The 21,223-nt window shown below is 55.9% G+C and carries 12 protein-coding genes; 2 read left to right on the forward strand and 10 right to left on the reverse strand.

Going from position 1 to position 21,223, the window contains the following annotated elements; genetic code table 11:
• Position 1 precedes the first annotated feature (1 nt).
• From M4951_RS13200 to M4951_RS13230, 7 genes are all read right to left on the reverse strand, one after another.
• A complete protein-coding gene (locus M4951_RS13200) occupies positions 2-2,380 on the reverse strand; it encodes a glutamine amidotransferase (protein ID WP_262022121.1) in 2,379 nt (792 codons plus the stop codon).
• Positions 2,377-6,048, reverse strand: coding sequence for a DUF4175 family protein (locus M4951_RS13205; RefSeq protein ID WP_262022122.1), 3,672 nt, complete (start codon positions 6,046-6,048; stop codon positions 2,377-2,379). Before M4951_RS13205 ends, M4951_RS13200 begins: the two co-directional genes overlap by 4 nt.
• On the reverse strand, positions 6,045-8,153 hold the full coding sequence (locus M4951_RS13210) for a BatA domain-containing protein (protein WP_262022123.1): 2,109 nt from the start codon (positions 8,151-8,153) through the stop codon (positions 6,045-6,047). The genes M4951_RS13205 and M4951_RS13210 overlap by 4 nt, the downstream gene beginning before the upstream one ends.
• Positions 8,150-9,133: a DUF58 domain-containing protein gene (locus tag M4951_RS13215; RefSeq protein WP_262022124.1), complete on the reverse strand. Its 984-nt coding sequence runs from the start codon at positions 9,131-9,133 to the stop codon at positions 8,150-8,152. Before M4951_RS13215 ends, M4951_RS13210 begins: the two co-directional genes overlap by 4 nt.
• A complete protein-coding gene (locus tag M4951_RS13220) occupies positions 9,133-10,146 on the reverse strand; it encodes an AAA family ATPase (RefSeq protein ID WP_262022125.1) in 1,014 nt (337 codons plus the stop codon). The genes M4951_RS13215 and M4951_RS13220 overlap by 1 nt, the downstream gene beginning before the upstream one ends.
• 62 nt (positions 10,147-10,208) lie before the next feature.
• A complete protein-coding gene (locus tag M4951_RS13225; RefSeq protein ID WP_262022126.1) occupies positions 10,209-11,045 on the reverse strand; it encodes a DUF4159 domain-containing protein in 837 nt (278 codons plus the stop codon).
• The gene (locus tag M4951_RS13230) at positions 11,042-13,651 is read right to left on the reverse strand and encodes a tetratricopeptide repeat protein (RefSeq protein WP_262022127.1); all 2,610 of its coding nucleotides are present in this window, start codon (positions 13,649-13,651) and stop codon (positions 11,042-11,044) included. The genes M4951_RS13225 and M4951_RS13230 overlap by 4 nt, the downstream gene beginning before the upstream one ends.
• A 621-nt stretch (positions 13,652-14,272) precedes the next feature.
• Here M4951_RS13230 and M4951_RS13235 point away from each other — a divergent pair.
• Together M4951_RS13235 and M4951_RS13240 are read left to right on the forward strand one after the other, a co-directional pair.
• Positions 14,273-15,370 (forward strand): aldose 1-epimerase family protein, encoded by a 1,098-nt coding sequence (locus M4951_RS13235; RefSeq protein ID WP_262022128.1) that lies wholly within the window; start codon positions 14,273-14,275, stop codon positions 15,368-15,370.
• A 24-nt stretch (positions 15,371-15,394) separates the two neighbouring features.
• The gene (locus M4951_RS13240; RefSeq protein ID WP_262022129.1) at positions 15,395-16,234 is read left to right on the forward strand and encodes an SMP-30/gluconolactonase/LRE family protein; all 840 of its coding nucleotides are present in this window, start codon (positions 15,395-15,397) and stop codon (positions 16,232-16,234) included.
• A 30-nt stretch (positions 16,235-16,264) separates the two neighbouring features.
• Here M4951_RS13240 and M4951_RS13245 read toward each other — a convergent pair whose 3' ends face one another.
• The 3 genes from M4951_RS13245 to M4951_RS13255 are packed head-to-tail and all read right to left on the reverse strand — an operon-like array spanning position 16,265 to position 21,048.
• A complete protein-coding gene (locus tag M4951_RS13245; RefSeq protein ID WP_262022130.1) occupies positions 16,265-18,700 on the reverse strand; it encodes a hypothetical protein in 2,436 nt (811 codons plus the stop codon).
• Between the two features lie 40 nt (positions 18,701-18,740).
• A complete protein-coding gene (locus M4951_RS13250; protein ID WP_262022131.1) occupies positions 18,741-19,094 on the reverse strand; it encodes a hypothetical protein in 354 nt (117 codons plus the stop codon).
• Positions 19,095-19,131: 37 nt separating this feature from the next.
• On the reverse strand, positions 19,132-21,048 hold the full coding sequence (locus M4951_RS13255) for a primary-amine oxidase (RefSeq protein WP_262022132.1): 1,917 nt from the start codon (positions 21,046-21,048) through the stop codon (positions 19,132-19,134).
• Positions 21,049-21,223 lie beyond the last annotated feature (175 nt).

The raw sequence follows: 21,223 nt of genomic DNA on the forward strand, positions 1-21,223 counted from the left end.
CTCAGGCTAGTCCTTTCCATCGTCGCAGTCCCCATTCCGACACCAGCAAACCAACCGCCAACAGGAAGACCGCCCAAGTGTGCCAAACCGCGTGCACTTTTGGTTCGACAATCGGAATGTCTCGCTCCGACAAGGTTCGCACGAACTCGTCCAGATCGGCTAGCCGGACGACTTCGCCGCCTGACTGCTGAGCGATTGTTTCCAGAAAATTGCGATTCGGTTTCAACGTGAGAAATTCTTCGCCGGCCGGTTCCGATACCCAACCGGTATCAGTTTGTTGGATTTCGCTGCCGTCGGGATTCCGCGCGGTTACGTTGGCGCGATAGGCGCCCGACGTGCGAGGAACATAGCTGACCGCATATTGGCCAGAAACGGCGTCCTTCGCTTCGGCGGTCAGCGTCAGCGTCTCACCGGTCGGCGTATTGACCTCGATCGTCACGCTGGCGTTGTCGAGCGGTTTGAAATTCTCGTCGTTGACCTCAACCGCGATCTCCAGCGGACGATTGGGATCGGCTTGCTGACGAATCGTTTCGACTTTCACTCTTTGCGGGACGTCGCCGACCAACCAGCGAACGGTCTGTCGCCAGGCTTTTTCGAGATCCTCATTGTCGGGCGATTTCTGGTGCAATTTCCAGCGCCACAAATCGCCCATCAACATCGCGGCGGTCCGTCCTTTGCCAAATCGCTGTGTAACCAGCACGGGGCGCGATTCGCCATGTTCCAGCGGAGCCGTCAACAACTGGGTCGCCCCCGGCTTGAGCACACCGACCGAATTAAGCGTGCGTAGTCGCGGCATCTCCTTCAGGCGTTCAGTTTCTTCCAGTTCGGTCGCGCGGACACGCACCCAAGGTTCGAGCAATCCTTCGCGGGTCATCTCCAATGCAAATTCGGCTTGTTGCGGCGGTTTAGCGACTGCGGTCAGGTAGATCGGCAGCAAGTCGCCGATCGGCGTGCGATGATAATCCCCTTCGCCAAACGATTCGGTTCCGCCGAGCATTAGAAAGCCGCCGCCGCGGAGGCTGACGAAGTCTTGAATGAGCGATTTTTGATCCTGGGTAAAAAACTCCGCTTCTAGGTCATCCAGAATCAGCGCGTGATACTCAAATAATTCGTCCGGCGATTTCGGGAAACCGCCGGTCAGCTCCCCCGGTTCGAGCTGTCCTACGCGCAGCAACACCGCTTCGTCGTACTGCTCTACCTGCTCGTTCTTTTCGTCGTCCGAGTTGGTGAAAATTCGATTTGCGTTGGAGTCCTTATCACGAAATTGAAATTTTGGTTCTCGTTTGGCGATGCGGACCAATGCGTCAAGTTTGATCTCGTCATCCCCGGCTAGGGCGCGGTTCAAAAACTTGAACTCCCAGTTCGGTCGCCCCGAAACGTAAAGCACTTTGTACGGTCCTTGACCACGGTTAACGACCACCATTCGGCCGTTGTTGAGCAACGTCGCTTCCGAGCTTTTGCTCGCGTCTTCAAACAAGCCTGACTCTGATTTTGCGAAAGCGCGGACCTGATAAAAGAGAACGCCGCGCTGCGTTGGTTTGACTTGAAACCGGACGGAGAAGATTTGATCGTCTCGAATATCGCTGACCGTTTGCGTTTGTAAACGCTCTCCTTGGTCGTCGAGCAGTTCGACCTCGACCGACTTGCCGGCGAACCCTTCTCCTTCGATCTCAGCGGTGAGCGTGACTGGCGCGGCCTCGAAGTTGGTTTGATTCGCTGTCACCCGTCTCACGCCGATGTCATTGGCGGTCTGTTCATCGCCCAGGATCACCGGGAAGATCGGCGGAGATCGGCTCCAATCGATATTCTCGTCGGAAAGATCGGTCGCGTTGCCGTCCGTAAAGAGCAGGATCCCAGCGATCGGACGCTCGGCGTAACGATCAGCCACGGCCCAGAGAGATGTCACAATCGATGAGGCCTCGCCGGCGGCGGCGAACTCTTGGAAATCGGAAACCGGAGCGAGTTGGCTATCAAATGCGTAACGACGGACGTCAAACTCCTGCCCCAGACGAACTTGCCAGGCTTCGCTGCGATCGAGCCGCGCCTTCAGCTGGTCGGCCCGCGTGGACGACTGGCCGCGATCGGTAACCTGCAGACTTTGCGAACGGTCGACGAGAATCGCGAACAGATTGGCGCCGGGAACCGGTTTCGATTCGCTCCGCATCGGTTCGATCAAAATCATCGCCAACAGTGCAACGGCCAGCGTTTTGAGCGCGGCGCAGCAAAGCTTCAACCACAGGGGAGCTTCGATCATGCGATAGGCCCAAACGATCAGCAAGAAAAGTGCGCCGCCGAGCAACCATGCCGGAATGATCCAGTATCGATCGGCCCAGACGTTGGGCCACTCCAATATCCATTGTTCGCGAATCCAGTCGCTCATTCACTGCTCCCCAAGCGTTCGTAATAGCGACGAACGGCATCTTCGTATTGCGAGGGGACAGGATCCTTGTCGATCGGAACCCTGGCGTCGTCGGCAGTTCGCTTGAGTAGTTCTTCCGCAACTCGGTTTTGGAGTCGGGTCAACGGTTTGGAGATTTTCTCCTGGATGATATCCCACTGCGGCGCCTCGGATTGGCCTTTGATTTCGCGGCGAATCTCGCGGGCTTCATCCCGAATGCGAGCCGCTTCCGCTCGGAGCTGCGGATCGTCAACGATCTCTTCGACATCACGAAGCCGATCGGACCAGTCGATGAAATCATCGCCCGAGAAAGGCGAAGTCGGCTGAAAGCCCCCCTGCTGCAAGAACCGATCCAGACCGCTGCCCGCCGATGCGCCCTGAGCGCCGCCTCGGCTCTGTTGCGAGTCCGAAGGACTGCCTGGCTGACCTTGCCCTGGCTGACCTTGCCCTGGTTGTTGCCCTGGTTGTTGCCCTGGTTGTTGCCCTGGTTGTTGCCCTGGTTGTTGCCCTGGTTGTTGCCCTGGTTGTTGCCCTGGTTGTTGCCCTGGTTGTTGACCTGGTTGTTGACCTGGTTGTTGACCTGGCTCACCAGATTCTTGAGCCTCTGGCGATGGTTGTTGCCCTGGATTCTGGCCGGGTTGGTTGGGTTCGCGTCCTTCCGCGCGGGCGAGTTCTCCTTCGAGCTCTTCGTTCAATTGCTCCAGTTCACGCAGTGCTCGACGTAGCGTTTCGGTCTCGTCCCCTAGGATCTGCTCGGCGGCCTGTTGGACTCCTTCGGCAAGTTGACCGATGCTCTCCCGCGCTTGCTCTTCCTGCCGAATCGAGTCGTCTAAAAATCCGCGTCGCAGCGAAGACTCGGCGGCGTCGAGCGCTTTCTGCGGATCTGTCATGCGGGTGTCGCGGATCGATTCGTACAGCTTTTCGGCCAGCAGTGGTTGCGAATCCTCAGCTGCTTCGATCGTTTCCCGCATCTGGTTCAACAACTGCTCCAGCCGCTGCTGTTGTTCGGCGAGTTGCGATTGCGTCTCTTCACGTTGACCAGAATCACGGAGCGAGTTGTCCTCTTCCTTACCGCCGCTACGAAGTTGTTCGAGCTGCTCGGCCAGTTTTTCTTCTTCCTGCACTAGTTCTTCCGCTTGCTGCTGCAGATCGCGGACCTCTTGTTGAAATTCTCCGGAAGATCTCTTCTGAAATTCGTCTTGTAGTTCGTTGAGTTCGCTCTGTGCGCGAGTTCCGGCGTTAGCGGCCTGGGTGACCATTTGTTCTTGCAACGCATCAACTGATTGCCGGACGTTTTCCCGCGCCTGTTCCAATTGCTGACGCTCTTCGGCCATTCGCTCTTGATTCTCAGGCTCCTGCATCCGCTGCTGCAACTCTTCGGTATCGCGGAGAATCTCTTCTTGTTCTTCCCGCAAGCGTTTCAGCTGTCGCTCAGCCTCGGCTCGCTCTTCTGCGGTTTCGGCCGCTTCGAGCGCCCCTTGCTGCTCTTTGATCCGCTCGTTGAGATCGTTTTGACGTTGGGAAAGTTCCTTCAACCGGTTCAAGATCTGCCGATCTTCGCGGGCCTCTTGTTGCTGCTCGGTTTGGGCTTGCTCTTGCTGAGCATAGCGATTTTCGTCTTCGCGAAGTTGCAATTGCTGCAGTTGTTGTTGTGAACGGCTGCTCTGCGATTGCTGAGACTGACTCGATTGCTGCGATTGGCTCGACTCGACGACCTCATGTTCGCGGGCTCGCAGGCGCAGCAAGCTTTGATAAGCGGCTTGTTCGTGGCCGAGCGCCGACTGAAGTTCAGCAATTTTGGGTCCGCTGGCTGCCGTTTCTAGTGTAGAAATCGCTTGCAGCATCGACTTTTTGACCTGCTCCACATGTTCGAGCGACTGCGGATCTTGCAGGTTCTGCTCTAACTCGGCGACTTGAGCGAGCGCCTCTTGCTGCGATTCGACCAGCAGTTGGAGGTCGCCGCTATACTGGGAAGTCGGTTGCTCGCGAGTCTCACGGCGAATCACTTTCCAGGTCGCGTTGATGATTTGCTTTTGTAGTTCGGCCAGCTCTTGCGCCTGCTCGGCGTTCTGACCCCCTTGTTGTTGCTGCTGTTGCTGCGAGCCTGCAGGAGGTTGTTCTCCCTGGCGAAAGACTTCCTCGAAGGGACGGACTTCGGCGAAGAAGAGATCGCTGGACGTTCGGCGACTCTCGCCGCTAGGACCAATATCTTCGGCCCAGAAGTACCACGAGAGAAGCTGATCCGGTTCGGCGCCCAACTCCTCGAAAGCTAACAGGTGTTCGGCCTGGATCCGTTCTTTCGTCGGGAACTCTTCCCCGAGCAGCACCTCCCGCTCCAGCTTGCCGGGGATCGAATAGCTGACGCCGACCCGCTTGAGACCAAAGTCGTCCCATGCCGAAGCGGCCAGATCGACTTCTTCGATCGGGGAAACCTCGATATCGCGCGACGGCTGAGCCAGCTTAATATCGGGAGGGCGATTCGCAATCATGACGATGCGAAAGTCGGCGGGATGCTTGTTGGTTCGGCCGGCGCCATCGGTCAAACGCAGCATCAGCTGGCGGGACCTGTCGACGTCGAATGATACCGTGTAAGTCAGCGGATCGGTCGGATCGGGCAGAAGCGCGAGGGGTTCTGTTCCTTCTTTCGTCTCTTCCATAAACTGGGCGCTGGCCAGCGGTTTGTTCACGCGACATGCAATGGTCAACTCGGTCCCTTCGACCGCCGAAACGCGGCGCGTATCTTGCACCAATTTTTCGGCCTGACCGGTGTAGCTGGGAAAGACGAGCTTGGCGTCGGCCTGAAGCAGTTGCGGATACTCAAAGACCGTCACCGTATAATCGGAGGTGACTTGATCGCCGAAGATGACGCGATAGTGCAGCGTCTCGGTGACAGCTGCGATTCGTCCGCCGAACAGCGGATCATCCAGCGACTGCGACATCGCGACGGAATTCTCTTGGCCGTCGAGTGACGTATATTGAAGGGTCGCATCCGGCGGCAAACGATCGGCGAACCGCGCAAGCACCAACAGACTGGTCCCCTTTTCGACTTCGGTATCGCCAGGCTCAATACTCGCTTCGTATTGGGTTCCGCTCAGCACCACGTCGCCAAACTGGAGAGTTGCGTCGGGATTCTTCGCAATCAGGTCAACGTTAAGCCGTTGAAGGGCGACGACTGCGACGATCAACAGTAAAAATCCGCTCATCGCCAAACAGCGCGCCATCCCCATCTGGGCGCGGGAAATTAAGGTTCGCCAGTCGTGACGCAGCGCATGATGCAGCGTCTTATCCACGACGGCGCGCTGGAGATAGCCCAGCCCTTGGGGCGAAATGTGAGGATCTTGTTCGACCGCGGTCAACAAGGCCGAGTTGAGTTGCGGGAACCGCGCTTCAATCTGGTGCGCCAAGCGGCGCATGTTTCGCCCTGATCCGATGCCGATGGCCATCGCGACCAACGATCCAAACACCGCGGAGATCATGGCAATCGGAACCACTCCTTCCACGACCAGGCCGTAGTATTTGCTGATCCCATACACGACGCCTAATAGAATCGCGACCGAAAAGAGGACGATCCCCACGCCGCACCAGATGCGAAATGCCCGGACCCGCTGGCCGACGCATTGCAGCTGGCCTTTGAGTTGACGATCCATCATGCGAGGTCTCCCGTGACCTGAACAGGTTGACGACTTCGACGCGCTGCGAGCCATGTTTCGATCCCCAGCAGGATCAATACGGCGACGATGAGCCACTTCCAGATCTTCTGACGGTTTTCAAGTTCAATATCGCGAAGTTGTCGCATCTGATCGAGCTGCGCGATTTGCGAGGGCGCCGCGCCCAACGCAATATCAAACTGCTCAAGCCGCTGAATGTCGAGCGGATCCGTTTCACTTTCGCGATCAGCGACATTGACCGCGAACTTGGTTTCCTGGTCTTCGTCAAGCAGCGTGTAGATGCCGGGAATTGTGGTCGCGGTGAACACGTTGTCCTGCTCGGTCAATCCAATCTCGTCACCAATAGGCGTTCGCACAACTCGTTTTCCGCGGGCGGCAGGCAGCGGCGCCGGTTGATTGACAACGTACGACTGCGATGTGAGACGCCCCTTGGCGGCTAGTTCTAACCAACGAGAGAGCAGCGGTAAAAACTTGGTGGACAGCGCCAACTGGCTGTCGCTGCGGCTCCAACCGGCGCTCATAACGTACAACGTTCCCTCTCCGCGCTGAACCGACCAGACCGCAGGCGCATCATCACTGAACCGCGCGATAACGGTGGCGCCGTCGACTTCGTCCAGACTTACCTGGCGATGTCGCCAGAAACGAATCTTCGTAAAATCGTTATAGCGGGCGCCTGCAAACGGAGCGAACAGCGGATGCTGGAAATCAATATGTCCCAAGAGGGCGTAGGAATCTTTCGCCGCGCGATCCTGGTCGACCTGCGGTAAGGGCTGGACACCACCTAACCAGGCTCCCATTTCACGGACCATGTCGTCGCTGCTGAGTACGACCAGTGCGTTTCCTCCTTGCTCTAGAAACTGGTTGACCCCATCTTGTTGCGGCGCACTTAGTGATTGAGTGATCACCGCGAAGTACGGCGCCGCGTCAAATTCCCAGTTTGGCATGGTTGCGGTTTCAACGGCTTCGATTTCCACTTTGCGAGCAGGCGTTTCGCCAAAGGCTCGGCTAAGATAGAACCGCATTTGGTCTGAGTCATTTTCGGCGTCGGAGCCAAAATAGGCTAGGCGGATTTGTTCCTGAACCGCAGGGACTTGATAAAAGGTGTTGTCAAAATCGAGCCCCGGTCCGTCGCCGCGTAGCAGCAATCGGTCTGATGGCGAACTGCTAATCTCCAACGGAACGTCCAAGACCAGACTTTCGCCCGGCGGCACGTAAAACGAAACTGGCCTTGATTGATCTTCGACGCCATCGCTCCAGACTACCTCAAACTGTTCCACCTGAGAGCCGGCGACGTTTCGAACGCGAACACGCGGAACACGCTCACCGTCGGCGTCTTCCTCTTGCGACTCGACGAGACGAACGCGGGCGTTCGACACGTCGGCGGGAACCACGCTGTGAACTTCCAAGCGGACCGCCTTTGGCCATTGGTTGGTCTGCAGCGCATCCAACTGCGATCCGGCCTGCATGTCGCCCACCAGCACTATTTGCAGCGCAGCGTGCGTTTGATGCAGATCGTCGGTTGCTTCCAATCGCTCGGCTACACCGAGCAATGCTGTTCCTAAATGGCTCGCTCCCCAGGTGGGCGATAGCTCGTCCAATTTGTTTCGAACCAGCTCGCGACGTTGATTTTGCTCGAAACCATCCGAATTTTTCGGCGCTACGAGCATTTCCAACTTTTCGTCGAAAGCGAACAACGAGACTTCGTCGGTCGGTTCCAAATCGTCAATCACCGCATTCACTTCGGCGATCGCATCCTCCCAGACGGCGCCTCGGCGCATGCTGGCGCTGCGATCGACCAGGATCGCGACATGCCGCTGCGGCGCGTCGCTGAGTGACAATTCGGCCTGAGTGCGGAAGTAAGGTCGCGTGAAGGCGAACGCCAACAGCAAGATCGCCAACGCTCGCAACAGCAGCAACAACCATTCGTCCAATCGGCTCCGTCGCGTCAACCGCGGCGGCGACGGCTGAAGAAACATCAACGAACTAAATTCGTAACGGGCTTTAGGAGTCCGGCGGATCAAGTGAAACAAGAGCGGCGCCGCGATTGTCAACGCTCCCAGGAGAAATGCTCCGTAGAGTAAACTCATGACGAGCCTCCGGCCGGCCTTCTCTGCCGAACGGATCCACGACCTCGTTTCATGCGATCGGCGAGCAGATCAAAGAGGATCAATTCGAGCGGTCGATCGATCGAGATTGGATGCAATTCGATTCCTAACTGATTGCAAATCGTCTGCACCGCGCCGGAATGCTCTTGAAACGCCGACAGATAGTTTTCTCGCGCGGCGTCGGGATCAATGTAAAGATCTCGTCCCGATTCGATATCGTGGAACATCGCCGGCTTATCGAAGCGAAAATCGATTTCTCGCGGATCCAACACGCGTAAAAGGATAACTTCGTGTCCGCGCGTCCGTAGATAACTGAGATTCTTCTGGAGCGATCCAATCGGCGCCAGCAAGTCCGAGATCAAGACGACGACTCCCCGCTTCACGACGGTCGCGGCGACCTGTTCCAGCGGTTTCTCAAGATTGGTCGCCGTGCCGGTGGGCGCGCGTTCCAGACTCATCATCAACTGATGGATGTGCCCGGGACGAAACCGGGGAGGGATCAGATCGACAATCGACTCGTCGAAAGTCAGCAAACCAACCGCGTCACGCTGCAGCGAGAGGAAGTAGGCGATTGTCGCCGCGGCCGTCTTCGCGTAATCGGCTTTGTTGTAGCCAACAGTGCCGTAGGTCATCGAACGACTGAGATCGACAAGTAAATGGCAGCGGAGATTGGTCTCGTCCTCAAAACACTTGATGAAATATCGATCGGACCGAGCGAATAGCTTCCAGTCAAGATAACGCGGATCGTCTCCGGGCGAGTATTGGCGATACTCTGTAAATTCAACCGAAAATCCGTGATAGGGAGAACGATGTAGCCCCGATAAGAAACCTTCGACAATCGCTCGTGCGCGAAGCTCGAGGTTCTTCATCCGCATCAGCGAACCGGGATCAATGAACGAAGACTTTTTTTGTCCCGATCCGGTGTTGGTTGCGTTCTCGATTGGAATTGATGCGCTGCTCATCAAGCCCCCGGCACTGGAATGGTTTTCAGTAATTTATCGATCACTTTCTCAACCGTGACTCCTTCGGCTTCGGCGCGATAGCCGATGAGAATCCGGTGTCGCAAGGTAACATGCGCCAGCGCCTTGATATCTTCGACGGCGACATGCGGACGACCGAGGAGCAAAGCTCGCGCCTTTGCTCCTAGCACTAGATACTGTGCCGCACGCAATCCGGCGCCCCAGGTGACCCAATCGTTTACAAAATCAGGCGTCGACGCACGTCCGGGCCTGGACGCATCCGCAAGCCGAACCGCATAGCGCACCAGGTTTTCGGCAATCGGCGTTTTTTTGACCACACGATGAAACCGTAAGACGTCCTCACCGGAAAAGAGCGAACTGATCGGCTCGTTACTGCGCGACGTGGTTTGGCTAACAACCGCAACTTCGTCATCTTCGGGCAGATAGTCCATCCAGATATTGAACATAAAGCGATCGAGCTGCGCTTCTGGAAGCGGGTAGGTTCCCTCCATCTCGATCGGGTTCTGCGTCGCCAGCACGAAGAAAGGTTCTTCCAACGGATAACGGACGCCGGCCGCGGTCACTTGGTGTTCCTGCATCGCTTCCAACAGCGCTGCCTGAGTCTTCGGCGGGGTTCGATTGATTTCATCGGCGAGAATTACGTTAGCGAAAATCGGGCCTCTGGCGAACTGCAACTTTCGCTTGCCGTCGTGCGTCTCCTCCAGAATTTCGGTGCCGGTGATATCGGCCGGCATCAAGTCTGGCGTAAATTGAATCCGTCGAAACTCAAGGTCGAAGATTTGCGAGATTGAATTGACGAGCAGCGTCTTCGCCAAGCCCGGCGCGCCGGTAATCAAGCAGTGTCCGCCGGCGAATAGGCAAAGCAGCAATTGGTCGATCACTTCCTGCTGCCCGATGACCGCCTTTGACAACTCCGCCAAAATTCGTTCACGGCCGACTCGGATCTGCTCGACCGCCTGTTGCTCGGCGGCGTAAGCTTCGGTCTCGGTACTCACGATAGATGGACTTTCTCACTGATGTCAAAGGAGGAGGATCGCGCGACGTCGGCAAAGCCGACTTAGTGCGTCATCGCGTAGGTAATGATGTTGATTCCCAGGGGATAGGCGAAACGCTCCGAGTATTCTTTGAAGTAGGTCGGATCGACTCCTTCTTCTTCCCAGCCGTCCCCTAGGTCGGTGTTGTGGCAGATGATCGCCATCATTCGCCCTTTGTCGTCAAAGATGCCTTTGTAGTGCGCTTCCTGGGCGTCGGGGCGTTCGGTTCGTCGTCCCCCCATCCAGGCGCCGATGCTGATGATCATCGGCTTTTCCTGCAGGTCGTAGACGAGGTGAAAAATGTCATGCTCCAGCGGCAGTTCTTCCGGCTCACGATCCGGAAAGACCCGCTTAATGTTCTGATAGAAGTTGTCCCACTCTTGCTCGCCCCAAAAGTCATCCACCATCAGAAAGCCGCCGTTCAGCAGGTAACGGCGTAGCCCGCGGACTTCGTCATCCGACAGCATCATGTCGCCCGGTTCGACCAGATAGAGAAACGGATAGTCTGACAATTTTTCGTCGGTCAGTTCGACGATCACGCTCTGGGGATGGACCTCGATCGAAGTCAGTTCTCGCAAGCGGTGAGGTAAATTCAAATCGCTTTCAGGAAAGTCGACCGCCCACTTGTCGCGCCACCCATATGAGTTGTATTTGACCCGCGCAAAACGGAACGCGTCGTGTTGGAAATGCTCGTCGATTTCCCAGTCATTCTTTGCTCCGATCTCGGGCACACTGCCACGAAATCCCCGCCGGCCGCCAAATCGTCCCCCTGGCCCAAATTGAGCAAAGACGACGCCAGTGATGATTGCGACGACGACCATCGCCGTGCACCACCGTATCCATTTTTGTTTCAAGATCATTCGACCTCTTCCATAGGCGGCGCAGAATCTGGGGCGGGGGTCTCGTCGCTGGTCTCCGTCAGCGAAAGCAGCAGTTGGTGCGCCTCGCGATAGCGGGGAGCCTCTTCCAGCGCCAATAAAACTTGCTTGCGAGCCTCTTCGAACCGTCCTACTTGTTCCAGCAAACGGGCGGCCCGAAAATGAACGTCGGCCGGGTCATAGGGATCCATCAAAGAAAGCGCCTGCAAACCATGAATCGCCGCGGATTGATCACCTGAGCGTTCGCCTGCCGTCGCCATTAATCGATGTGGTTCTGGGATCAGCGGATTGACCGCGAGGATTCGCTTCGCATTGACAACGACAGCCTCCCAGTCCGCTTGCTCTTCGTACAGTTGGGCAAGGCGTCGATAGACCGCGACACTATCGGCGCTGAGCTCCGCCAATTGTTCTAACACTGCGATCTCCTGTTGGGTATCGCTCGTTTCGCGAGAAATCTTCGCTTTCATCGGCAGGCCGCTCCCCTCGCCGGCGTAGTTTGGCGCCAATTCCAAGAGTCGCTCGATCGGCTCTTGTGCTTCTTCCCATTTTTCTTCGTTGATCAGCGCCATCGCATATTGATGCAAACCCTTGAAATTGTCGGGGTGCTGCATGAGCCACTCTCGCCAAGTCGCCGCATCCGCCCGCGCAGGTAACTCTTGCTCGGAAAAATCGGCTCCAGCGGCGAACGCTTGCGCGCGCTCATGAATATATTGTTCGAAGCCTGCGTCGATCACATCTAATGGCGCCGCATGCCGCGCGATCGCGTCATTGATTTGCAGCCCTTTTCCCAGGTCGTCAAGAATCGCTCGCAGCGCGTCGATCCCAAATTGATCGACGATAAACTCCACAACGATCGACGATTCGTAATAAGCGAACATCAAATGAGTGGCGCTGGGGGGACGGAGAAATGCGCCGCTCAACTTACTGACCGGCGTCAGATCGTCGCTCAAGATCATCTTGCGATAGGTCGGCGACATCGATTGTCCCCACGAGCGATCTCGTAAACCTTCTTCGTAGACCGAGATCCCTTCGCTTAACCAGCGCGGCATTTTGTTACGCGTTTTGGTCAACGTGACCACATGACAAAACTCGTGCCAAAGTACGGCCTCCCAATTGGAAGGAGTGTTGCCTTGCGATGCCGGCGAGTTCATCGTGATGACGCTGCCGAAACAGACCCCCAAAAATCCAGCGCCGCCCGGCAAGCCAAACGTCCGGATCGCAAAGTCTTGCTGGCGCGGAAAGATCTCGATCGCAACCGTTTCCGGAAGTTCAACCTCATACTTGTCGCATAATACCTGTTTCGCTTCGCGTAATAGTTCGAGCACCCGCGGGCCATAAATCTCGGCCTCTTTGGCGTCCATTCGCACCACAAAACCGTCGCTGATCAACGTGCGGTACTTCGCCATATGCTCGTGCAGGGTCGAGAGATTATGAGCGACCACGTTATAGTTGTCGGCGTCAAAGACCTCTTCAGCCAGCTTCCAGCCTGCTTCTTCGTCTCCTAGACGCAGCAGATCGTTAGAAAGCTCCATCTTGGCCGGTAGATAGTCGGAGTCGAACGCCAGCGCCTTACGCTGGGCGGCGGCAGCTTCGGCAAAACGATATTTCTGCGCTAAGTACTTGCCGATCAGATAGTCGACCTCGGGATTATCGGTCCAATGTTTCAGCGCCTCGTCTCGAGCTTGCGTCTCTTTGGCGGCATCGCTGCTTAAATGGGCCAATACGGCGCGAATCGCCCAGGCCTTCGGTTGGGCGGGATTGATCTTGAGCACCTGCTCAATTATTTTTTCAGTCTCTTCGTATCGCTCTGTCTGCAGGTGCGCTTCCGCCGCTAACAGTAAGCTGGGAATATGATTCGGGTTGATTTCGAGCGCCAGATTCAGATACTGCTCCGCTTTTTTTGAATCGCTTGGCTCGAATGACCGCGCCAGTCCATACAGGATCCGTGGGTTGTCCGGATCGATTTTGAGGGCGTCCTGAAAATCTTCGGCAGCCAAAGCAAAATCATTCTTGGCCAGCGCCAACTCCGCCGCGGTGATGTATGCGCCGGAAAAACGGGGCGCTCGTTGTTGAACCTGCTTAAAGAGCGTGGTCCGAATCTGTTTGGGATCGGCCCCGATTTCAAGGAAGAATTGCCCAATTACGACCATGTCTTCAGGAGAGCGATATCGGCCGCTCGACCGTTCGACCTCGGCGGCAATCTCGGCGAGCACTTCTCTCGCTTTGGCTGATTCTCCCTGGAAACGGCGAACGTCTCGCTCCAACCAACGAAGACGAATACTGTAGGTGTTGACCTTCTTGGCCTCTTCCAGCGTCTTCACTGCGTCGGCGTAACGGCCGAGAATCATTTCGCTTTCCAGCTTCAGCAGGCGCCACTCTTCCGAAAACGTCCCCTCGAAGATTTCTGCACCCGCCGCGTCCACACACTTTGCGTATTGGCCGGTACGAAACAACTCCTTCGCCTCGGCCAAGGTTTCCGCCACACAGGGACGGGCCAGTAAAGAGAGTCCAGCGACTGCCAACAGCCAGCCAAACGATCGGGTCAGCCGAAAGAATCTCGACGTTCGACTGCTGCTCAACTTTTCCAAATCCGGCTCCTTCGCGAACTTTTGGACCAACCGCGGCGATGACGCCATTGTAGAAGGCTGGTTTTGGATTAGACAAGAAATATTCCCCCCTAACATTGCCTGACCGGCAATAAAAAAGGGGGAAGGAGTCGGGGATCTCGTCCGTTGGGAGGGGGAAACGGAAACTTCCACAGCAAGACGCGCCCCGTCTCTCTGGGACAAGCTGAACTCCCTGCGCAACCACATTCAGTTACGAAGCGCGTTGAACTCACTTCAAGAATAGTCTCCCAAAGGCCGGCGCCTTGTCGCAGAAGAGATTGAATTGACAGTAAGCCATCGTTACTCTCGCTACCGATTCAAGCACGTACGACCTCAGTTTTGGAAAAGGAATGAACGGGAGAATTCGCCAGGCAACGCGTCACTTGTAGTTCAAGAAAATCCTCTACGGTTCGTTCCTTGACGATCCCGCACGCTTCGAGTCTGGACCGTCTCCTCTCTCTTGTTGCCGAAGCCCCAAGAGGCCTGCAATATCTGAAAAATCGTCTGCAACATTTTCTATTCGCCATTGGATGTCGTCAAATTATGACAAGATGAAAAGTCGAAATCCAGCGATACTCTTCCAGCTTCTCGGAACACAACAGCATGCGGAACGAACCAAGGAATGAGTCAGACAATTCGTATGCGGCGAAATGTGAGAACATTTTACAGTTAGGCGGACTGCGGACAGGTACGCTCGATTTCCCAAATCCACTGGGTGGTCAATCCTGTCGCGTCGCCCATGTGAACACCGGCAGCGGGCTGCGTTTGCTGGTGCTTCTCGATCGGGGCGCCGACTTGGGAGAAGCGACATTCAACGATACGAATCTATCCTTCTTGTCGGCCAACGACTATGCGCCTCCGAGTCCTGCCTACAACCGCGAGACGGAATGGCTGCGCTCATGGCCCGGCGGAATGTTGACCACCGGCGGACCAGGTCGAATGGGCGAAGCTCGCTACGAAGAAGGAGAAAACGTTCCGTTGCATGGTCGATTTTCTCAGACGCCGGCAGCGATTGTCGAAGTCGTCAATCCAGATCGATTGACCAATGGAACCGAAATGCGGCTAACGGCGATTATCCGCGACACGAAGCTGTTCGGTCCGCTCCTCGAAGTCCGTCGCACTTGGCGGTTTCAACTTGGTCTGCCGATCGTCCATTTGGAAGACGTCGTCACGAATGTCGGTGACGAAACGACGCCGCATGGGCTTTTGTATCACATTAACTTCGGGTATCCGTTGCTGGATGAAGGAGCCAGATTTATCTTCGCCGGCAAGACGCAAGGTCATTGCCTTTACCAAGGATATGACGCCCAACAATTATCGGCGACGAAAATGGTTCCGGCGCCGCAAGAGCGCTTCCGCGGCGCGCGTGAAGGGTTGCTGGTTGTCGAGCCGAAGGGAGACGACGATTGGGTCCGAGCCGGTCTCATCAACGAGCGGCGGCAACTCGCGATGGAAATCGCTTTTTCGTCCACCGATTTTCCGCGGATGGCACATTGGCAGCATTTCGCTCCCCGGGGATGTTACGCCGCCGCATTGGAGCCTTTCAGCGGATCATTATTTGGTCTGCAAAACGACTCGCATTCGGCGGCCGATCTACGGCTTGCGCCGGGCCAGCAGCGGACCTATCGTCTGCGATTACGCATCTTGCAAGGGGAAGCGGAGCTTGCTGAGCTTCGCGACCAGGATGAGCCGTTGGAATAGCCAAACCATCAAGAGAGTTGCATCATGAACTTGAATTACAGCAAGATAGAGTCGTTCTGCGAGGGTCTCGACCACCCCGAATCGATCTGTATTGACGAACAAGGCATGATCTATGCCGGCGGCGAAGCAGGTCAGATCTATCGAATCTCGCCCCACGGTAAGGTGACGCTGTTGGCGACAACCGGCGGTTTTATTCTTGGGCTGGCTCTCGACGGCGATGGAGCGATTCATGCCTGCGATTGCGCCCAAGGGAAAGTTTGGAAGATAACGCCAGACGGATCGATAAGCGAACGATCATCGGGAACTCCGCAACGACCGCTCACCATTCCCAATCATCCAGCGTTTGACTGCGACGGAAATATGTTCGTCACAGACTCCGGCGACTATTGGAGCGAAACAGGAACGGGTTGCTTGATGCGAATCGATCGAAAGCAGCAGACGACGCTTTTCCATGAAGGGCCCTTCCGCTTCGCTAACGGTTTAGCCGTCGATCCAACCAACCGATGGCTCTACATCGCGCAAAGCACGGCGGCTAATATTGTCCGCGTACCGATATCAGAGACAAATGGTCCGATCGAAGTCATGTATCAACTTCCGCCGGGTACCGTGCCAGACGGGCTGGCGTTCGCCGCAGATGGACAACTGTTGATCGGCTGCTACAAGCCCGACGGAATTTTTATCGGGCGGATAGACGGCAGCGTTGAATTGCTGGTAGAGGATCCAACCGGAGAGCTTCTCAACCGACCGACGAACATCGCGTTAGCGGAAGGCCGCATCTATGTCGCCAACTTGGGAGGTTGGCACATTTCGGTTTTGAAATCGGAACTGCTCCCCTGCCCTCTGCACCGACCACGATTCGGATAGAGCGTGGTCGGCGCACAAATTCCCCCTCGCTTACAACGCGGCGGACGTCGCCTGATCGGGAGAATCAAGTTCGAGCAATCCAAGCAACAGGAGCCCGACGCCGTCGATAGTTTCGTAATAGGGTTTGGCGGGATGACCGACAAACAGCCCATTGTGATAGAGCTTGGCGATTGCGTCGTCAGCAACCTCATTCGCCCAGTTCAAATAACGTTGGTCATCAGTCGCTCGATAGAGATGAACGAACAACGAAATGCAGCGTCCATAGTCCTCTGCATACCCGCCGGTCATCTCAGCCGACTCGGGCAGCGCCTCATCCAACTCCGCTTTCCAGCGTCGACCAATTTGCACAGGGAGAGCGCGGTGCATGACGCCTCCCCAGCGCTTCGCGATTTCTAGGAGTTCTTGGTCAGGCTTGCCGTCAGCGACAGAAGTTTCATACGCTTGAACAGCGGCCTGTGCGGCTCCGAGAGTAAATTCATACGAATAAATCGTCGTTCGCCAAGGGTCGATCAAACCATAAGGAGCATAGGCGTCGTAGCCGTTTCCTTTCGGTTGATTCGGAATCGGCGTTCCATCAAGACGCAGCATTCCCCAATAGGTTTGTTGCTCTTCGTTCCACCCATACTTGTCGTAGGCCTTGATGTAGGTGAATGCCGCATCTCGAAAAAAGGGATCGCCGGAAAGACGATACGCTTCTAACAAACCGGTCGCATGCGGACCGATCACAGTCGTAAAGCAATGATGGCCGTCGTAGCGATTGGTCAGGCCAGGCGAATCAGGCGTCAATCCGGTCTTGGGATCACGATGATTCCAATGCCAGCCGGCGACAGTGCGCGCCTTGTCCAAATAGGCTTGATCGCCGGTCGCTTGATACATGAAAGCGAACGCCTTTGTGAAACAGCCGCCTGCAAAAGAAAAGTCGCAACCGTTTCGCCCGTCGTCATGCCGATTGAAGAGGCCAGAGGACTTATCCACGACATGGTGCTGCCAAATACCATCGATCTCGCGACGAACTCCCGAGGGATGAACGCGATACATCGACTTCCAATCGGCGTTGAATACGAGAATCTCATGCGGACCGTTTCCCTCTCCGTCGCCCCCGGGACGATCTTGAAAGCAATCCCAATAGACATGCGTTCCCCATGCCGGCATCCCGTTTTCATAGGTCGAACCAGGCACAATATCTTTGCGACAATTGGCGAAAAAATATCGCAGAGAATCGTCAGCTGCTTTTGCGTAACGATCATCACCGGTTAGTTCGGACATGCGATATAGCGCTTTGCGGAGGCTTTCGTCGTACCAAACGTTCGATCCCCGTTCTCCCCGACGATGAATGCGATCTTCCAATCGCACGAGAGAGCCGAGCATCAACGGCTTCTTTGGCGATTGACGCGTATCGGCGTCGAGAACCGCCATAAATAACGGCGAGGATATTGATCCATAAGTATCTCGTCCATGTTCCAGCAAGACGTCAAGGCAAGATTGCACATATTCGCGATTCGGTCGCTTTTTGTAGGGGGCTAGTTCAAACTCGGCGGAAATCGGCTTGCCAAATTGCGGTGCGAACTCTGCGACGTAGGCGACAGGCTGCCCGCTCGGCTCTGGCAGATAGACAGTGACGCTTTGCTGTTGATAATCTTGCAGCGTAATCTTCTTTGTCAACGTCTGGTCCCCTCCGCGAATGACTAGCGTGCCGGTCAGCGGAAAACGATCCTGGTCGGCAAAGGGGACGATGCGTACTGCTCGGACCTGGCGCCCTTCTTTTTCGATCGGCGTCATCGCTGGCGCAGCGGCCAGTCGAAGTTTGGCGTAGAGCGCTGCTCGATCATCCGCAATTTTCTGTTGCAAAGATGCTAGTTCTGCATGGTCCGTCCAAATCTCGACCTGGTCTACTTCCAATTGCGTATCATCATGACCAACGATCGCGACTTTTCCGGAGATCGCTTGATCGATGGTGGATGACAACTGCCAATCCGGCTCGGGCACGTTCTCGGGCCAAATCTTCGCCAACAGGCGGTCGCCAGACGTGGCGACTTTGAGTTGCATCCATTCCCCCTTCTTCAGCGAGAAAGGCTCCGCGGCTTCGGCAATGAATTGATGAGAGCCGTCTGAAAAATTGCGCAGTTCAAGCCGACTGATTCGGTCGTAGTAGCGGATCAGCGAATAGTTCTTCCCTTGTTTGCCGACGGCGACGCCGAAGGCGGTTCGCTCTCCGCCGGTTACACGGATCTTAGCGGTCAACAAAAAGTCGGCGATCGGCTGAGAATAGACGACGTACGTTGAGTCGACTCCGCCGGCGCAGATCAACTTCCCTTCGCGGACGCTCCACTGGGCATTGCTTTGGGATGGTTTTGAAGTGGTGAAATCCTCGACAAACTGAGGGGCTATTGCAGGCGTGGCGAAGACCGGCGCCGTCAAAAGACAGCAGATCATCGCCCCTAGAAAATGCAGGCAGGATGGACTCATAATGGGCTCCGGAGAAAGGTAAGTGGATTCGCTCTGGCGTTCATATTGCGCTCTCTTGACCTGTGTGGTCTTGCAAGCCGGATGGCTTCGAGGCGGGACGATAAGGACATGCATTCTTGGCGGCGACAACAGCGCAGCCCCAGATTTGAAACAAGAGAAGTTCGCGCCGTCGCGCTAACAACAAATAGACGACCCGCAGCAGGGCAAGCGTAATCAGCACGATAAACCATGCCCAACCGAGCGTCACGAGTTCCCAATAATGAGCGCCGCCAACCGCCGCAGTGAGCAGCGCCAGCGTCGCAGCAATGCGATCGGTTCCTGCGATCGCCAACAAGGAAAAGGACAGCAAACTGCCGAAGGTCGCCAGGGCTGTCGCCCAACAGATCGGACACATCGCGTTAGACCTCCTAAGTAATGGATGAATAAGGGGCTCAATGACAGCAGCCGCTCGCGGCGTCTTTGGCGGCGGACGGCGGAACGTCATTGCCAGGATTGAGGTCAAAGAAGCCAGATGGCTTTAATAAAAAGCCAATGTAGGCGGACGGCATCACGGGATAATCTTCGGGACGGGGGATGTGCGTATGCCCAAACGTGTACCAGAAAACAAGATCGGTGTTTTCAATCGGGCGATCCGCTTCCGTCCAACGTACGATCCCGTCACCGCCGCAGCTTTGATTGGGATAGTCGCCAGCTGCGTAACGCTCGTTCTCACGATAGGGAGTGACCCAGACGTGATGATTGACGAAGCCGGCGCGCTTGCGCCACCAGGCGTTGGGCGAAGCGTACGGGACTGCATTGTCGCCAGGCATGAAGCGGTAGGCGACGTGCTGTCCCACGGCGTTGTCGACAGACGGATTAACGATTTTCCAGGTTCGGGCCGATTCAAGGTTGAGATTCGCCTGTGCTTCTTTCTCAGAACGGAGCGTCGTCGACCGTACATAAAACGCATTCTCAAACGGGTTCGCCGCATCACAGGCTTCGGCGACCACGTCCAGCTGCTCGACCGCATTGTTCGGACCATCGATTTCAAAATCGAGCCGCATGTTAAAAAAATGCTGATGGTTCGGCGCATAGAGCTGCGGCGCCGCCAATGCTCCATACTTGGGCGTTTCGCCCGGTCGTACGGCGCCCAGCGATAAGATGCCGGTCAGCTTCATCTCAAACACGATGTTCCCATCCTGATAGAGGTACCAGAAGAATCCATATTCGTAATTCTCGACCGTCGAAACGCTCGATACGACCAATCTTCGCGAGCGGCGAACTTCTGGTTTTTCCAGGCGCCGATCCGTATGTTTCCAAAGAATGCCGAAATCTTCCTCATGCATGCAGATCGCATTTTTGATCCGCAGCGGTTCGCCGCGACTAGTGACTAGGTGCCCATCAAAATAGCGAATCTCCCCCAAGCAATCGCAGCCGAGTTCTAGACTATTGGCGCAGGCGCCCATGCCGTATTCGCCAACGTCAAACGCGTTCTTTCGACGTTGAGTCGGAGTCGGATCGCCGTATGGCACCACCATTTCGTCGAGAGAAGCCCGATACAAGATCGAGCGATCGCGTCCATCGTCGTGATAGCGAACATGATGCAGCGTCAGCCCTTCACGCGCGTTGAAACCGATGACAAATTTCCACTTTTCCCACTCGACTTGATAACCATTGACCTGAAAGCTCGGCCCTTCCGGCTGCTGAATATCGAGCGGCCGCAACGTCGTACGTTGATTTGGAACGCGATCGGATGCGTAATTGCCGGCCGTCGGAGGCAACGGCCATTGGCCATGCTCCTCGACCCGAATGACGCGCATCTCATTGAGATCGACCACCGGGCGAATCCCTTCCATCGGTCTCGCGTACCCGTTGTCGGTCGGATCCGCGCGTAAGAAACACAACGGGCGCGCCAGTCGGCGCGAGCGATCTTCCTCGGCGCCGTAGTTGCCTGCGCTCCAAATGTCGACCATGACCAGACTCGTATCTTCAACGCCGTAATGTCGTTTTAACGCGTCTTTGAACTCTGCCGAAGCAAGCACCGCCGCTTCACATTCATTTTGCTCGTCGATCGTCATCGTCGGCTGGACATTGGGAATAGGTTTCCAACCAAGTATCGCTGCGTCAGAGATCGATACGATCACTTCGTAACAAGCGTTGCAGGCATTATCGAACAACACTACGAAAGCTTCTCGCAAAGCAGCGGCGTACTGCAATTTGCGCACGATCTCTTTCGGCGGTTCATGCAACGCGACCGAGACAAAACGAGTCGTCATCGTGAAGTGTTCTGAAGTTTTCAAAACGCGTACGACCTCGGCGATCTCGGTCGGCGTCAGCGGTTCCAAGGGATGGCGGACAGATGCGCTCATACAACAATTTCTCTCCTCGATTCATGGAACGCCGCAGTCGCGCTGTACCGACGATGGATGCACAGCGAGTTCAGTTCCGCCTAACCAAATGGCGTTTGTCGTGATTAAATTATGAACGGCTCAAGGTGCATTTGCATTGTAATATGTATTAAGAGTCCTATAATAAATGAAAGCC

Source organism: Blastopirellula sp. J2-11 (assembly GCF_024584705.1).
GTDB lineage: Bacteria > Planctomycetota > Planctomycetia > Pirellulales > Pirellulaceae > Blastopirellula.

Coding starts and splice junctions, on each gene's coding strand:
- M4951_RS13200 (WP_262022121.1), bottom strand. CDS start 2,380: ATGAGCGACTGGATTCGCGAACAATGGATATTGGAGTGGCCCAACGTC.
- M4951_RS13205 (WP_262022122.1), bottom strand. CDS start 6,048: ATGATGGATCGTCAACTCAAAGGCCAGCTGCAATGCGTCGGCCAGCGG.
- M4951_RS13210 (WP_262022123.1), bottom strand. CDS start 8,153: ATGAGTTTACTCTACGGAGCATTTCTCCTGGGAGCGTTGACAATCGCG.
- M4951_RS13215 (WP_262022124.1), bottom strand. CDS start 9,133: ATGAGCAGCGCATCAATTCCAATCGAGAACGCAACCAACACCGGATCG.
- M4951_RS13225 (WP_262022126.1), bottom strand. CDS start 11,045: ATGATCTTGAAACAAAAATGGATACGGTGGTGCACGGCGATGGTCGTC.
- M4951_RS13235 (WP_262022128.1), top strand. CDS start 14,273: ATGCGGAACGAACCAAGGAATGAGTCAGACAATTCGTATGCGGCGAAA.
- M4951_RS13240 (WP_262022129.1), top strand. CDS start 15,395: ATGAACTTGAATTACAGCAAGATAGAGTCGTTCTGCGAGGGTCTCGAC.
- M4951_RS13245 (WP_262022130.1), bottom strand. CDS start 18,700: ATGAGTCCATCCTGCCTGCATTTTCTAGGGGCGATGATCTGCTGTCTT.
- M4951_RS13250 (WP_262022131.1), bottom strand. CDS start 19,094: ATGTGTCCGATCTGTTGGGCGACAGCCCTGGCGACCTTCGGCAGTTTG.
- M4951_RS13255 (WP_262022132.1), bottom strand. CDS start 21,048: ATGAGCGCATCTGTCCGCCATCCCTTGGAACCGCTGACGCCGACCGAG.